Raw genomic sequence first — 14,264 nt, 5'->3', positions numbered from 1 at the left:
TTTTAGTGGCCCACGAGAACTACTGCCAGTGAGTGCCGCACACACCGTTAAAAACCGAAGGCCGGTCGAGTATTTCTACTCAACCGGCCTGTTCGCTTGGATTTCATGAAAACGAAACTTCAATTTCCTGAAACACCCGCAGTGCGCGAGAGGGGACTTGAACCCCTACGTCCTTTCGAACACTGGCACCTGAAGCCAGCGCGTCTGCCAATTCCGCCACTCGCGCGAACTTAGGAATGCTAACACTGCGAGGGGGGTCAGCGCCATTCGGCGGCGCGTCGCGAGAGCCTGCCCCCGCTTTCGAGCGCGGGCGCGCCCACAACGGATGCCGTCGCCGGGCCCGGCCGCACCGCATCCGCTTGCCGCCACCACCACCGAAAAAGTCCCACGGAATGGCCATAATGGGTGCGGAATTCGGTCAGGGACCCTCCGCAGGTAGTATGGCTGTTCGTGCCGTTTGCGCCCTCAAGGTGGGTTGTCACCCGAGACAAGTAACATGCTCATAGCCAAACGGACCGGATCGGGAGACCTGTGGGCATACTGGATAACTTTGAAAAGGGCTTAGAACGCGCCGTCAACGGAGCGTTCGCCAAGACCTTTCGATCGGGCTTGCAGCCGGTGGAGATCACCTCCGCGCTGCGTCGTGAGCTCGACACCAAGGCCGCTGTAGTCTCGCGGGATCGCATCCTTGCGCCCAATCGCTTCACCGTGCGCATGTCCCACGCTGACTACGCCCGCATGAGCGCGCTCGGCGTCACCCTCATCGATGAGCTCACCGCCCTCGTGCAAAAACACGGCGCCGAACAGCGCTACCAGTTCACCGGCGGCATCACGATCACCCTGCAAGACGACCGCGGCCTCAGTGAGGGCATGGTGCAGATCGACTCCAGCTCGGCCAAGAGCACCGTGTCCTGGACGCCGGTGCTCGACATCAACGGCACCAGGCACCCGCTGATCAAGGCCCGAACCGTGATTGGGCGCGGTTCTGACGCCGACATCACCGTCGACGACACCGGCACCTCACGCCGTCACGTCGAAATCCTCTGGGACGGCGCCCGAGCCCAGGTGCGCGACCTCGGCTCCACCAACGGGTCCCAGCTCAACGGTGCCCCCGTAACCCAGGCCATTCTCGAGCCCGACTCGATCGTCACGATCGGCCGCACCCGCATCGTATTCCGCGTGCTTGCCCAGGCCTCGCCAGACTCCCGCGAGTACCCGCGCGCCGCACCATCGGTCGATCCGGCCACTGAACGCCACGACATGGGCGGATTCTGGGGGCCGAACGCATGAACGTCAGCGAACTGACCCTGCTGGTGCTGCGCATCGGCTTCCTCCTCCTACTCTGGATGTTCATCTTCGGCATCGTCTATGCCCTGCGCAGCGACCTGTTTGGGCAGCGCGTGCGCAAGATGACAGCGGATGCAGCCCCCGCGCCGGCCTCCGCCGTTCCCGCCGCAGTCCCCGCCCCCGCCCCCTCCGCCGAGGCCTTCACGGCACCGGTAGCGCGCGCCAGTCCGGCCACCGACGCTGGAATGGCGACGAGTCAGAACACCACCCGTCTGGTCATCACGAGCGGCCCGAAAGCCGGCACGGAGTTCCCGCTGGGCACCGACACCATCACGATCGGACGTTCGAGCGACTCCAGCCTCGTCATCCGCGATGACTACACCTCCACGCACCACGCTCGCCTCATGCTCTGGAACGACGAGTGGATGCTGCAAGACCTCGACTCCACCAATGGCACGTTTCTGGCCGGCTCCCGCGTCACCGTGCCGACCAAAATTCCCCTGAACGCCACCGTGAAGATCGGCGCCACCAGCTTCGAGCTTCGGCGGTAGGTCATGGCGACGGTAAGTCACAGCGCAGCCACGTCCCACGTCGGCAGGGTTCGCTCCAACAACCAGGACTCCGGTTACGCCGGACGTTCACTGTTTGTGGTCGCCGACGGCATGGGTGGCCACGCCGGCGGTGACGTCGCGTCATCGATCGCGACCAAGCGCATCATCGAGGCCGACAAGCCCTACGCGAGCGCCCAAGACGCCGAATTCGCCCTGCAGGCCGCGCTCATCGGCGCCAACGCCCAGCTGGCCGAGACCGTGTTCGAGCACGCCGAGCTCACCGGCATGGGCACCACCGTCAGCGCTATCGTGGTGCTCGAGAACGAGGTCGCGATCGCGCACATCGGCGACTCGCGCATTTATTTGTTGCGCGACAACGAGTTGTCCCAGATCACCATTGACCACACCTTCGTGCAACGTCTGGTCGACAGCGGCCGCATCACCGAGGCTGAAGCCATGGTGCATCCGCGCCGCTCCGTGCTCATGCGCGTTCTCGGCGACGTCGAGGCGAGCCCCGAGATCGACACGTCCATCCTCGCCACGATCGCCGGCGACCGCTGGCTGCTCTGCTCCGACGGTCTCACCGGCGTCGTCTCACACAACGCCATGGCCTCAGCCCTGGCGAGCGGGGCGAACGCGCAGGATGTCGCCGACCTTCTCGTCAAGGAGAGCCTCGACGGCGGCGCTCCCGACAATGTGACCGTCGTCATCGTCGATATCGGCGAAGGCGTCGCCCGCACCGACAGTCCGGTCATCGTCGGTTCCGCGGCGAATCCGCTCGCGTTCGGTGAAGAGCCCAGCCGCAATCGGGCCCTGCGCATCCCGGCCCTCCGCCTGCATCCGGTGCGCGAAACGCATTTCGAGCCCGATTCCCAGGACTACCTGTCCGAGCTGATCGAAGAGGATGCCCGCCGCGCCCGCCGCCGCAAGGTCACCTGGCTGGTCGGAGTCATTCTGCTCGTGCTCAGCATCGTCACGACCACTATTCTCGGCTACCAATGGACCCAGACCCGCTACTTCGTGGGCGTTGACGGTTCTAACGTCGCTATTTATCAGGGCGTGCAGCAGGACATCGGCCCGATCAAACTGTCTAGTGTCTACGAAGATACCGACCTCAATCTCTCCGACCTGCGCGTCTACGACCGTCAGCAGGTGGAGCAAACCATCAACGCCGGCTCCCTCGCCGACGCCCTGGCCATCATCGAGCGGCTGAAGGGGGCAATCGTTGAGTAAGACATCCGCTCAAACAGCGCGCCCGGCGGTGACCGAGCCGGTACGTCGCCTGCACCTGCCTCAGAAGCTGCGCAACCTCGAACTTTTCCTGCTGCTGATCGCCTGCTTCATCAATGCCAGCGCGGTCGTGCTGGTGCAGCTGGGCGCGCTCGGCGAACTCGACCCGACCCTCGTGCTGCTCGGCGCCGGCCTGTCGGCCCTCGTGATCAGCCTGCACGTCGTGCTGCGGTTCGTCGCCCGCGATGCCGACCCGTTCATTCTGCCGATCGCTACCGTGCTCAATGGCATCGGCATCGCCATGATCTACCGCATCGATATCGCCGACCAGCAGAGCGGCTGGGCCAGTGCCGCCGTGCGCCAGACGGTCTGGAGCGCCCTGGCCATTTTCAGTGCCATCGTCGTGCTCCTGGTCATTCGCAACCACCGCGTACTGTTCCGCTACACCTACATCGCCGGTCTCGTCGGCGTGCTGCTGCTCTTCCTACCGCTCGTTCCCGGCCTGGGCAAAGAGGTCAGCGGCGCGAGGGTCTGGATCAGTGTTGGTAGTTTCGGTACCTTCCAGCCCGGTGAAATCGCCAAAATTGCTCTCGCAGTATTCTTCGCCGGCTATCTTGTGCGTAACCGCGACAGTCTCTCCATGGTCGGCAAGAAGTTTCTCGGCGCCCGTTTTCCCCGCTTTCGCGACCTTGGCCCGATTCTCGTCGTCTGGGCCCTGTCGATGTCCGTCATCATCTTTCAGCGCGACCTTGGTACCGCCCTGCTCTACTTCGGCCTGTTCCTGGTCATGCTCTACCTCGCCACTGGCCGCCTCAGCTGGGTCATCCTGGGCATGGGCCTATTCCTCGGCGGAGCCCTGATAGCCAGCCAAACCCTGAACTACGTCAATGGACGCTTCACCAACTGGCTCGATGCGCTCAATCCAGATGTCTACAATGCCAAGGGCGGCAGTTTCCAGCTGGTGCAGGGCCTGTTTGGCCTCGCGAAGGGAGGCCTGCTCGGCACCGGCTGGGGCCAGGGGCGCCCGGAGATCACCCCGGTGCCGCAGAGCGACTACATCATCGCAAGCCTCGGCGAGGAGCTCGGGCTCGCCGGAATCTTCGCCATTCTCGCCCTGTACCTTCTGTTCGTTGCCCGCGGGTTTCGCATCGGCTTCGCCGGGCAGGATGACTTCGGCAAGCTGCTCGCTGTCGGCCTCGCCTTCGTCGTGGCTTTGCAGTGCTTCATTGTGATCGGCGGTGTCACCCGGGTCATTCCCCTCACCGGCCTGACCACCCCGTTCCTGGCCGCGGGCGGCTCATCGCTCGTAGCTAACTGGATCATCGCGGCCCTGTTGCTGCGGCTCTCCGACACCGTGCGCAATCAACCCAGGCTGGTGGTCTAAGTGAACCGCGAACTCAAGCGCGTCAGTATCGTCGTGATGCTGATGTTCGTCGCCCTACTCGGCTCCACCTCGGTCGTGCAGGCTTTCCAAGCCGACAACCTGTCGGCCGACCCGCGCAACACCCGCACGCTCTACGACAGCTACCAGGTCGAACGCGGTGCCATCCTCGTCAACGGCGAGCCGATCGCGCAGTCGATGCCGGCCGACGACGAATTCAAGTTTCTCCGCACCTACACCAACCCCGAGCTCTACGCGCCGATCACCGGCTATATCCCAATCAACGGCGAACCGACCGGGCTGGAGTTCGCTCTCAACGCCGAACTCACCGGCACGTCAAACTCCCAATTCTTCGACAAGATCAGCGCCCTCGTCACGGGCCAGGACCCGAAGGGTGCCGCCGTCGAGGTCACCATCGATCCGGTCGCCCAGCAGGCCGCGTGGGATGCCCTCGGCGATTACACCGGATCCGTCGTCGTTACGGAGCCCGCCACCGGCCGCATCCTGGCCATGGTCTCCAAACCAGGTTTCAACCCGAATCTGCTCACCGTGCACAACAACTCCGAGGTCATTGCGAGCTACGACGCCCTCCTGGCCGACCCGAACGACCCCCTGGTCAACCGGGCGATCAATTCGCTCAACCCTCCCGGGTCGATCTTCAAGCTGGTCGTCACCACGGCCGCGCTCGAATCGGGCAACTACACCCCGGAAAGCACTTTTCCAAACCCTTCCGTCTACACGGCGCCCGGCACGACGAGTGAGATCGAAAACTCCAGCGGAGGACCCTGCGGCGCCGGCGAGACGGTCACCCTCGCGACCGCACTGCGACTCTCCTGCAACATCCCATTCGCTGAACTCGGCGTAGAGCTCGGCGACACGGCCATTCGTGAGACGGCCGAGAAATTCGGTTTCAACAGCAACTACAGCATTCCGATGAACGTCTCCGAGAGCATCTACCCGCGCGGGCTCGACGACCCGCAGACGGCGCAGTCGGCGTTCGGCCAGTTCGACGTTCAGGCGACGCCGCTGCAGATGGCCATGGTCAGCGGTGCCATCGCCAACGGCGGGGTCGTGATGGCGCCCAACCTGGTGCAGGAAATTCTCGCGCCCAATCTCAGTGCCATCCAAACCTTTGAACCGGCCGAACTTGGGCGCGTGATGAGTGAAGAAACCGCCGCGACGATCACCGCGATGATGATCAACGGCGTTCAGGATGGTGCGGCAAGCAATGCAAGAATAGACGGGGTTGACGTGGCGGGAAAAACAGGCACGGCGCAAAACGGGTCAACAGATCCGTTCACACTGTGGTTCACCGGTTTCGCACCGGCGAACGACCCGCAGTATGCCGTCACCGTTCTCGTAGAGGACGGCGGGGGAGAAGGACAAACCGGGTTCGGCAACAAACTTGCCGCACCTGTCGCAAAGAAAGTACTAGAGGCGGTGCTTAACAAATGAGACCCACAGCAGGCCTCACCTTCGGGGGACGATACGAGCTGCAGTCGCGCATTGCGATTGGCGGCATGGGCGAGGTGTGGAAGTCCACCGACCTCGTCATCGGACGAAGCGTCGCTATCAAGATTTTGAAAGACGAGTACCTCGGCGACCCGGGCTTTCTCGAGCGCTTCCGCGCCGAAGCCCGCCACGCCGCGCTCGTCAACCACGAAGGCATCGCGAATGTCTTTGACTACGGCGAAGAAGACGGCAGCGCCTTCCTGGTCATGGAACTCGTTCCCGGCGAAGCCCTGTCCACCATTCTCGAACGCGAACACGTCTTGCCGACCGACAAAGTGCTCGACATTGTCGCGCAGACCTCTGCAGCCTTGCACGCCGCTCACGCCGCGGGCCTCGTGCACCGCGATATCAAGCCCGGCAACCTGCTCATCACGCCAGAGGGCCGGGTGAAGATCACCGACTTCGGCATCGCCCGCATCGCAGACCAGGTGCCACTCACCGCCACCGGCCAGGTCATGGGTACCGTGCAGTACCTCTCACCCGAGCAGGCCAGCGGCCACCCGGCCTCACCGACCACCGACATCTACTCGATCGGCATCGTCGCCTACGAGTCCCTCGCCGGCCGACGTCCGTTCACGGGCGAATCGCAGGTGGCCATCGCCATGGCGCAGATCAACGAGATCGCGCCCGATCTGCCGGTAACCGTGTCCGAACCGGTGCGCAACCTCGTCTTCGCCTGCCTCGCCAAGAACCCGGCCGACCGGCCGGCATCGGCGGCACACCTGGCGCGCGCGGCATCCGCTCTGCGTCGCGGCGACGTGGCCGCAGCCGCGGTGGCCGTGCCCTCGGTTTTGGGCGGTCTCACGGCCACCAGTGCCACTATGCTCATGCCCGGTGCTGGCTCTGACCAGGCCACGACCATTCTTCCGGCCAGCGGTGCCCCCATCACCCGCTCATCCGCTGCTGCAGCAGAGGCGGAGAAGAAGAAGCGCAGCAAGTGGACCTGGCCGCTCATCGCCCTCGTCATACTGCTCGTGATCGTGCTGACCGGCACGCTCATCGCCCTGGTCACCCAGAACAACGAGACCCCGGTTCCTGCCGAGACGTCGGCGGCGCCGTCGCCGACACCGACACCGAGCCCAACGCCGACACCAACACCGAGCCCAACGCCGACACCAACACCAACCAATACGTCGGTCAATCCCGATGACTTCATTGGAAAGCCAAGCGCCGAGGCCGCCGCTTTGCTCGTTGAAATGGGATTTGTCGCTGACGTCGAACCCGGTAATGCGGCTGCGACCGGGGAGGATGTTGATCGGGTGTATCTGGTCAACCCCAGGGGCCCGGTTCCGGCCGGCGCAACGATCACCCTCACCACCTACGGGCCGGTTGCGACGCCGAGCACGCCAACAGCGCCTCCGACCGCGACACCGTCACCGGCCGCTCCGGCCGGTACAGTCACTGTGAGCTGGAACGCCCAGACCTGCCCGACCGGCCAAACTCTGGCCGGCTATGAGATCGTCACGGAGGGCGGTGCCGCCGCAATCACCTCGGCAAACCCGACCAACGCTCAAACCACTACGGCTACGATCACCGCTGGTACAGAAAACTTCACGGTAAAGTTCCGCTATTTCTGCGGTCAGATCGGTTCTGAATTCTCCCCGGCTGCCGAAGTGCTCGTCACTGGTGACGCTGCTCTCGGAGAGTAATTCCCCAATTCCGTGCGGTAAAGTAGCGGTCACTGTGTCCAACCCGAATACGGTGTCTGATTGTGGGGGAGTGCGTACGTGGCTGACTCTGGTCGTTTGATCGCCGGTCGCTATCGTGTCGGGGCCCTGCTGGGCCGTGGTGGCATGTCCGATGTGCACATCGGCACCGATGCCCGGCTCGGTCGCACGGTAGCAATCAAGCTGCTCAAGTCGACCCTCGCGGCCGACCCCGCGTTTCGCACCCGCTTCCGCCAGGAAGCGCAAGCCGCCGCGCGGATGGCGCACCCCACGATCGTGCGCGTGTTCGATGCCGGTGAGGAGACCGTCACCGACGAGTCGGGCCACGACTCGCAGATTCCGTTCATCGTCATGGAACACGTTGACGGCCGACTGCTCAAGGACATCATTCGTGAGGGCCCGATCGAAGCCGCAGAGGCTGTACGCATCATCGACGGGGTTCTGACCGCACTCGAGTACTCGCACCGGGCGGGCGTCGTACACCGCGACATCAAGCCAGGCAATATCATGATCACCAAGTCCGGCCAGGTGAAGGTGATGGACTTCGGCATCGCCCGCGCGATCTCCGACTCGGCCACCACTGTCGCCCAAACCACGGCAATCCTCGGCACCGCTGCCTACTTCTCCCCCGAGCAGGCCAAGGGTGAATCCGTCGATGCGCGCACCGACCTCTATTCGACCGGTGTGGTGCTGTTCGAAATGCTCACCGGGCGAGCGCCGTTTCGCGGGGACACACCCGTGGCAGTTGCCTATCAGCACGTCAGTGAGATGCCGGTTAAACCGTCGGAGCTCAACCCCCGGGTGTCACCCGCCCTCGACTCGGTCGTGCTACGCGCCCTGTCCAAGGACAGATTCGCTCGATACCAGAGCGCCGTCGAGTTTCGGGGTGATGTCGAGACCGCCGGATCCGGCCAGATTCCCATCCATCATGCCGGCGAAGAGGTTGGCGCCGGACTCTTCGGCGCTGCGCCCACCGCCGTCACCGGTTCAGCCCTGGCCCTCAAGCAGCTCTCCGAAGATACGACAATGGTGCGCACACAGCGACGCCCTCCGGTGATCTGGGTCTGGGCTGGAATCGTCTGCGTCGTCGTCATCGTCGTGGCGGTCATGATCTGGGTCGCGAACCTGCAACCCTCGGTGGAACTGCCCGACAGCTCACGCCAGGTGCCCTCACTCACCGGCCAGAGTTACGACGAGGCCCAAAACATGCTCCTCGACCTGGATCTCGCGGCCACCCGTGCCGAGGAGTCGAGTACCACGGTGCCCGCCGACCAAGTCATTCGCACCGACCCTCCGGCCGACACCATCGTCAACCCCTCAGACGTGATCAAGGTCTTCGTCTCCACCGGCCCCGTGCCCGTTGTGGTTCCCGACGTCACGAACCAACCCATAACGGATGCCCAGGCCGCGATCGAAGCGCTCGGTTTCGTTTCCGGATCGGTCACCGCCGAAAACTCGCCCACAGTGGCAGCCGACGTCGTTATGCGCACCGATCCGGCCGCGGCAGCATCCGAGTTTGCCGGAGTCACCGTGAACTACACCGTCTCAAGTGGGCTCGTCACCATCGGGGACCTGACCGGCCAGTCCCTGGTGGCCGCGATCGACCTCGTCAGCAATGACAGCCTCACGCCGGTTTCCCAGGCGGATTACACCTGCGCCCAGGCGTCCGGTTCTCCGATCAAGACTCAGTCACTGGCGCCCGGCGACGTCCCCCAACGTTCCGAGATCATCCTGACCTACTGCGCCGGCTCCTAGCTAGCACCACACGGACGGGGCCCGGGCCCCGTCCGTGGGCCCAGTTTATAAACTGGGCCCACGGTCACAAGGTGGGCCCAGCGCTGCTCAGCGCGGAGTGGATTCAAGTGAGGCGCAACAACGGATGCAGCGTCTTCGCGGTCTCCTGGGCACCCTCCAGACCGGCCAGGGCCAGCCAGTTACCGAGCATGAGGTAGCCGCCCTCGGTGAGCACAGACTCCGGGTGAAATTGCACGCCCAGAATGGGAGCGGATGCGTGCCGCAGCCCCATAATGACGCCGCCCTGCGTGCGTGACGTCACGATGAGGTCACTTGGAACGGTCGACGCGACGACGGCGAGCGAGTGGTACCGAGTGGCCGTGAACGGCTGCGGTACGCCGTCGTAGAAGTCGCTGCCATCATGCGTGATGACCGACGTTTTGCCGTGCATGAGTTCTTCGGCATTGGTCACCGTAGCCCCAAAGGCCTCAGCGATGGCCTGATGGCCCAGGCATACGCCGAATAGGGGCAGGTCGGTGGCCAGGGCCGCCTCGACCACGGCAATAGACACGCCGGCATCTGAGGGCTTACCGGGACCCGGCGAGATCAGAACGCCGTCGTAGTCGGCGATGCGGGAGACGGCATCCGCTTTGTCGAAGGAGTCGTTGCGCACAACCTCGGTATCCGCGCCGAGCTCCATCAGGTAGCCGTTGAGCGTATAAACAAAACTGTCGTAGTTGTCGATCACGAGAATACGGGTCATGAGCCGCCCACTGTCGCTTCCTGGTTGTTGATAATGCCGTCGATCCACGGGTACACCCAGGTGGCGAGCACGGCGAGCACCGCCACCAGCAGGATCAGTACAAGAATAATACGCGCCCAGACGGGCCCGGGAAGAACACGCCACAGCGCTGCGTACATGGAGCCTCCTAGCCCTGTGCTGCGATGATCGGTGCCAGTTCGGCTGGAGCGCCGGCCGAGAGCGGCTGCCACGCTTCGAGCACGCCGTAAGCGATGATGCGTTCCGCGGTGGAATAGAGCGGATTGCAGCTGGTCAGGGTGATGATGCGGTCGACCGCGCTTGCCTCGGGATGGTTCGGCACGGATGCCAGCACCTGCACCTGTGAGGGCGCCACATACTCGGTATCGCGATACCGATACGAGTAGTAGCCGTCCGCAGTCTGAACGTAAATGGCATCCCCGAGCTGAAGTTCGTTGATCAGATGCATCCCACCGCCGAAAGCGCTGCGGTGGGCGGCTACGGCGAAGTTGCCCACCTCCCCTGGCATCTGCGTACCCGTATAGTGCCCAATGCCCAATCGGTTGCTGTTCAAGACGTCATGGCCGGTGCCCTCGGCAATGGTGCGGCGGTAGTCAGCGCCGAAACGGGGAACGTACAGCACCGCGAAAGCTGTGGCCTTCGCCGGAACGTCAGCCACGATCGGCGCTCCGTAGTCGACGGCGACCGGTACGGCGCTCGGCTCGGCCGAACCAACACTTGGAACGAGTTCCGGTGTTAGCGTGTTCGAATCGATCCAGTCCTGGCTGATCTGACTTGCAGCTGAGGACTGCGAGTTGGCCATAAGCAAGTCATTCCACCAGAGCTGCCAGCCCAGAAAGAGCAACACGAGGGTGGCCGCGGTGATGAGGAGTTCGCCCAGCACGCCGACCACGCTGAATTTGCCCGATTGCGCCCGGCGCGGGCGCTTGCTGACGATCACGATGAGATCGTCTGCCTGAGGACACATACCGCGATTCTACCGACCTGATTGGCAGCCAGAACCCGCGCCAAATCCACTAAAACAGGCGGAGACGCTAGGATCGCAGAATGGCACGTAAGAATCCCCGCACCCGGTCCGCCCGCACCGACGTTGCCCGCTCGAACGAGGACGCGCCCAACGCCGTCTGGTTCAAACCGGTCATGTTCGGTTTCATGCTGCTCGGTCTGGCCTGGATCATCGTGTTCTACGTCAGTGGCAGCCAGCTTCCCATCGCGGGGCTCGGTGCCATGAACATTCTGGTCGGCTTCGGAATCGCCTTCATCGGCTTTCTCATGACCACCCGCTGGCGTTAACTCTTCACCACGACCGATCACCGGTCTCAGACTGTTCATGGAACGCTAATCTCCCGGTCACCTGGGCCCTGTATTGAGGGTAATGACACCGGTGTAATTATCCCCATGTGGATAGACCTGTGGATAACTCGAGATGCGAATGGCGAACGAGCCCGCCGCCGGCTATCCCACCGGTGCGAGCAGGCTCAAAATCCGGAGTACGGCAATAGCCACAAAGAGAACGGCAACGGCGGCGATCAGAAGGATTTGCAAACCCTTTTGGTTTGGTCGACGGGTACGCATGAGCACGAATCCGATCAACGCGCCCCCGACGATGCCGCCGAGGTGGGCTTGCCACGCGATCCCGGGAATAAAGCTCACCACGACGTTGATTCCGAGGAGCAGCAGCAGTTGCCTGGAGTTTCCACCCAGACCTCGTTGAATAATCAGGAACGCACCCATGAGCCCGAACAGTGCCCCTGATGCCCCAACGACGGAGGTGAACGGGGCCAGAACCAGAACGCCGACCGAACCCGCGAACCCGCTGATCAGATACAGTGCCAAAAAACGCCCGCGACCGAGCAGTCCCTCCAACATTGGTCCGAATATCCAGAGCGCGTACATGTTCAGTAGCAGGTGAAACGGCAGTCCGCCCGGCGAATGCAGAAAGACACTGGTCAGCATTCGCCAGGGCTCAATGATGGTCAGGGCTGGCACGTATGCGAATCGCTGGGTGATCCCCAAACCCGGGATCCATTGCAGGACGAACACGAATACGGTGAGCGCGATAAGCGCATAGGTCACCGTCGGCTGGCCGCTCCCGGTCAATCTAGTGAAGACGGCTGGTTTGGTACGGGGAGCGTTCTTACGCTGGATTTTCATGCACTCGGGGCAGATAACCCCGACAGCGGCCTGGGTTTGGCACTCGGCGCAGATGGTTCGGCCACAACGCTGACACAGAATGAAGCTCTGCCGCCCCGGATGGCGGTAACAAAAATTCGCCGCCGAGACCGGCAGATCACTCATTCTCTGTAGAGGGGGTATTGGTTAGACGGACTCGACAGAGACACTCTGAATGGAAACGTCTTCGAGGGGACGGTCGCGACCATCCGTGGCGACGGTGGCGAGCTTGGCAACGATTGCGCGACTGTCTTCGTCTTCGACGGCACCAAAGATGGTGTGCTTGCCCTGCAGCCAGGTGGTCGGAACGACGGTGATGAAGAACTGCGAGCCGTTTGTGCCGTGGCCACCCTGGATTCCAGCGTTTGCCATGGCGAGCACGTAGGGCTGGGTAAAGTCGAGGTCGGGGCTGATTTCGTCATCGAACTGGTAGCCCGGGCCACCGGTACCCTGGCCGAGCGGGTCGCCGGCCTGGATCATAAAGTCTTTGATAATGCGGTGAAAGATCGTGCCGTCGTAGAGCGGCGTAGAGGAGGCGACGCCCGTTGCGGGGTGCTTCCACTCGATATCGCCGGTCGCGAGGCCGACGAAATTCTTGACCGTCTTCGGCGCGTGATTGCCGAAGAGGTTGACCTTGATAGGTCCGAGGGTTGTGTTTAGGGTGGCGACAGCGGTGTGCTTAGACATACACCGATTCTTGCACAGCAATCTCCACCGACTCTGACTACCGGCACGCGCTCCCAGTGCATTCGCTGGCAACACGGAGATTGAGTGGCAAGATGGGCACTCAGTGCCAAGATAGATACACATTCGCCACACGACATCGATGGAGGGTCCAGATGAGCCTGTCACGCAAGCGCCGCAAGGAACTCACTCGGCTGCGCAAAAGCGCAGACGAACTATGGAGCCACCAACAAGAGGTTCTGGAGCGGGCCAATGTTCTCGCTCGCCAAGCCGGTCATCAGGCCAGCGTTCTCGCGCGCGAAGAAGTAGGTCCGCGCGTTCGCGAGGGTTATGACCACTACGTTCGCCCGAGCGTAAACGCCACCCACGACGCCGCTGACGGTGTGCGACGCCGCGTGGTCAACGACGTCCTTCCCGGTATCGGAACGGCCATTGGAACGGTCATGTCCGTCGGGGACGTCGCGCGCGACGCCCGCGTTCGGGCAGCGATCGGCCGCATCCGCTTTCAAAAGCCCGTTGTGGTCGAACCGAAGGGCCCCGGGGCAGGTACCTACTTCGCCCTCGGCCTGGCCGTCGTCGCCGCCGTAGGCGTCGCGTACGCCGTCTGGCAGACTTTTCGCGCTGACGACGAGCTCTGGGTCACCGACGATGAGGTCGAACCGACCACGGCGCAGGAAGACTAGGGCAAACGCCCACCAGCTCGAGCAGAGCCCGCATCCATGGGATGCGGGCTCTGCTGCGTTAAGCGCTCCGCTGGCCACCACGGCTCTATTGAGGGCGTAAGAGAAGTGCTAAAAGTGGATGCCCACCGTTGGCGAACGATATCGCCGCACCCCGATACCGCACGGATACACGAAAGGCCCGTCCGAAGACGGGCCTTGTTCCTGAACTGTGGAGCCACGGGGAATCGAACCCCGGACCTCCTGCTTGCAAAGCAGGCGCTCTACCAATTGAGCTATGGCCCCGCGCGCTGGAGCTATGAGAAACGCGCCAGCGTTTCTGCGACGCCAGCGCCGATGAAGCTGTGCTTCATCGGTACAAACTTCGCAAAGTGGGGATACCGGGATTTGAACCTGGGACCTCTTCATTATCAGTGAAGCGCTCTAACCAACTGAGCTATATCCCCCTCTTGGGCAGATTGAAGACTACCGGAATCTGGCCGGAACCTGAAATCGAGTCACCCTCCAAAAGGAGAAACAACGTGAATTCGACTTGCGAGGGCTGTTTTTTTGGGCAAAAACAGCCCTCAATCGCGCAAAAGGACG

The 14,264-nt window shown here is 63.0% G+C and carries 14 protein-coding genes and 3 tRNA genes; 9 read left to right on the top strand and 8 right to left on the bottom strand.

Annotated features, from left to right (window positions below; translation table 11 throughout):
- Positions 1–142: 142 nt before the first annotated feature.
- A tRNA-Leu gene (locus tag E3T39_RS03700) sits at positions 143–226 on the bottom strand.
- 305 nt (positions 227–531) lie between these two features.
- On the opposite strand from E3T39_RS03700, the gene E3T39_RS03695 reads away from it, so the two are divergent.
- The 7 genes from E3T39_RS03695 to pknB all read left to right on the top strand — a co-directional run bounded on the left by E3T39_RS03695 (position 532) and on the right by pknB (position 9,383).
- Positions 532–1,290 carry an FhaA domain-containing protein gene (locus E3T39_RS03695; RefSeq protein WP_134513386.1) on the top strand — a complete coding sequence of 253 codons (759 nt, stop codon included), beginning with the start codon at positions 532–534 and terminating at the stop codon, positions 1,288–1,290.
- On the top strand, positions 1,287–1,838 hold the full coding sequence (locus E3T39_RS03690) for an FHA domain-containing protein FhaB/FipA (protein ID WP_134513385.1): 552 nt from the start codon (positions 1,287–1,289) through the stop codon (positions 1,836–1,838). Before E3T39_RS03695 ends, E3T39_RS03690 begins: the two co-directional genes overlap by 4 nt.
- A 3-nt stretch (positions 1,839–1,841) precedes the next feature.
- Positions 1,842–3,071 (top strand): PP2C family protein-serine/threonine phosphatase, encoded by a 1,230-nt coding sequence (locus E3T39_RS03685; RefSeq protein ID WP_134513384.1) that lies wholly within the window; start codon positions 1,842–1,844, stop codon positions 3,069–3,071.
- Positions 3,064–4,452: an FtsW/RodA/SpoVE family cell cycle protein gene (locus tag E3T39_RS03680; protein WP_241979492.1), complete on the top strand. Its 1,389-nt coding sequence runs from the start codon at positions 3,064–3,066 to the stop codon at positions 4,450–4,452. Before E3T39_RS03685 ends, E3T39_RS03680 begins: the two co-directional genes overlap by 8 nt.
- Positions 4,453–5,904, top strand: a complete 1,452-nt coding sequence (locus E3T39_RS03675; protein ID WP_134513383.1) for a peptidoglycan D,D-transpeptidase FtsI family protein — start codon at positions 4,453–4,455, stop codon at positions 5,902–5,904.
- A complete protein-coding gene (locus E3T39_RS03670) occupies positions 5,901–7,610 on the top strand; it encodes a protein kinase domain-containing protein (RefSeq protein WP_134513382.1) in 1,710 nt (569 codons plus the stop codon). Before E3T39_RS03675 ends, E3T39_RS03670 begins: the two co-directional genes overlap by 4 nt.
- A 78-nt stretch (positions 7,611–7,688) precedes the next feature.
- Positions 7,689–9,383, top strand: a complete 1,695-nt coding sequence (gene pknB / locus E3T39_RS03665) for a Stk1 family PASTA domain-containing Ser/Thr kinase (RefSeq protein WP_134513381.1) — start codon at positions 7,689–7,691, stop codon at positions 9,381–9,383.
- 103 nt (positions 9,384–9,486) lie between these two features.
- Here the strand turns inward: pknB and E3T39_RS03660 are convergent, their stop codons facing one another.
- From E3T39_RS03660 to E3T39_RS03655, 3 genes are read right to left on the bottom strand one after another with little or no spacing between them, the layout of a single operon-like run.
- Positions 9,487–10,125, bottom strand: a complete 639-nt coding sequence (locus tag E3T39_RS03660; RefSeq protein WP_134513380.1) for an anthranilate synthase component II — start codon at positions 10,123–10,125, stop codon at positions 9,487–9,489.
- On the bottom strand, positions 10,122–10,283 hold the full coding sequence (locus E3T39_RS16075) for a hypothetical protein (RefSeq protein ID WP_166784024.1): 162 nt from the start codon (positions 10,281–10,283) through the stop codon (positions 10,122–10,124). Before E3T39_RS16075 ends, E3T39_RS03660 begins: the two co-directional genes overlap by 4 nt.
- An 8-nt stretch (positions 10,284–10,291) precedes the next feature.
- Positions 10,292–11,110: a class E sortase gene (locus tag E3T39_RS03655; protein WP_241979491.1), complete on the bottom strand. Its 819-nt coding sequence runs from the start codon at positions 11,108–11,110 to the stop codon at positions 10,292–10,294.
- Between the two features lie 80 nt (positions 11,111–11,190).
- Here E3T39_RS03655 and E3T39_RS03650 point away from each other — a divergent pair, with 80 nt between their 5' ends.
- Positions 11,191–11,436 (top strand): cell division protein CrgA, encoded by a 246-nt coding sequence (locus E3T39_RS03650; RefSeq protein ID WP_104197275.1) that lies wholly within the window; start codon positions 11,191–11,193, stop codon positions 11,434–11,436.
- A gap of 162 nt (positions 11,437–11,598) precedes the next feature.
- Here the strand turns inward: E3T39_RS03650 and E3T39_RS03645 are convergent, their stop codons facing one another.
- Positions 11,599–12,297 (bottom strand): rhomboid family intramembrane serine protease, encoded by a 699-nt coding sequence (locus E3T39_RS03645; protein WP_338145257.1) that lies wholly within the window; start codon positions 12,295–12,297, stop codon positions 11,599–11,601.
- Positions 12,298–12,462: 165 nt separating this feature from the next.
- Entirely contained in the window at positions 12,463–13,002 is a 540-nt protein-coding gene (locus E3T39_RS03640; RefSeq protein ID WP_104191793.1) for a peptidylprolyl isomerase, read from the bottom strand.
- 152 nt (positions 13,003–13,154) lie between these two features.
- Between E3T39_RS03640 and E3T39_RS03635 the strand changes: the two genes are divergently transcribed.
- Positions 13,155–13,682 (top strand): hypothetical protein, encoded by a 528-nt coding sequence (locus E3T39_RS03635; protein ID WP_134513378.1) that lies wholly within the window; start codon positions 13,155–13,157, stop codon positions 13,680–13,682.
- A gap of 209 nt (positions 13,683–13,891) precedes the next feature.
- Here the strand turns inward: E3T39_RS03635 and E3T39_RS03630 are convergent.
- Together E3T39_RS03630 and E3T39_RS03625 are read right to left on the bottom strand one after the other, a co-directional pair.
- A tRNA-Ala gene (locus tag E3T39_RS03630) sits at positions 13,892–13,964 on the bottom strand.
- 87 nt (positions 13,965–14,051) lie between these two features.
- Positions 14,052–14,125 (bottom strand) — tRNA-Ile (locus tag E3T39_RS03625).
- Positions 14,126–14,264: the final 139 nt, after the last annotated feature.

This window comes from Cryobacterium suzukii (genome assembly GCF_004403185.1).
GTDB classification, from domain to species: Bacteria; Actinomycetota; Actinomycetes; order Actinomycetales; family Microbacteriaceae; genus Cryobacterium; species Cryobacterium suzukii.
This window is presented reverse-complemented; position numbering and strand designations above follow the sequence as displayed.

Excerpts from the sequence above, each read along its gene's own strand:
- E3T39_RS03690 (WP_134513385.1), top strand. The coding sequence starts at position 1,287 with ATGAACGTCAGCGAACTGACCCTGCTGGTGCTGCGCATCGGCTTCCTC.
- E3T39_RS03685 (WP_134513384.1), top strand. The coding sequence starts at position 1,842 with ATGGCGACGGTAAGTCACAGCGCAGCCACGTCCCACGTCGGCAGGGTT.
- E3T39_RS03670 (WP_134513382.1), top strand. The coding sequence starts at position 5,901 with ATGAGACCCACAGCAGGCCTCACCTTCGGGGGACGATACGAGCTGCAG.
- E3T39_RS03660 (WP_134513380.1), bottom strand. The coding sequence starts at position 10,125 with ATGACCCGTATTCTCGTGATCGACAACTACGACAGTTTTGTTTATACG.
- E3T39_RS16075 (WP_166784024.1), bottom strand. The coding sequence starts at position 10,283 with ATGTACGCAGCGCTGTGGCGTGTTCTTCCCGGGCCCGTCTGGGCGCGT.
- E3T39_RS03655 (WP_241979491.1), bottom strand. The coding sequence starts at position 11,110 with ATGTGTCCTCAGGCAGACGATCTCATCGTGATCGTCAGCAAGCGCCCG.
- E3T39_RS03650 (WP_104197275.1), top strand. The coding sequence starts at position 11,191 with ATGGCACGTAAGAATCCCCGCACCCGGTCCGCCCGCACCGACGTTGCC.
- E3T39_RS03645 (WP_338145257.1), bottom strand. The coding sequence starts at position 12,297 with ATGAAAATCCAGCGTAAGAACGCTCCCCGTACCAAACCAGCCGTCTTC.
- E3T39_RS03640 (WP_104191793.1), bottom strand. The coding sequence starts at position 13,002 with ATGTCTAAGCACACCGCTGTCGCCACCCTAAACACAACCCTCGGACCT.
- E3T39_RS03635 (WP_134513378.1), top strand. The coding sequence starts at position 13,155 with ATGAGCCTGTCACGCAAGCGCCGCAAGGAACTCACTCGGCTGCGCAAA.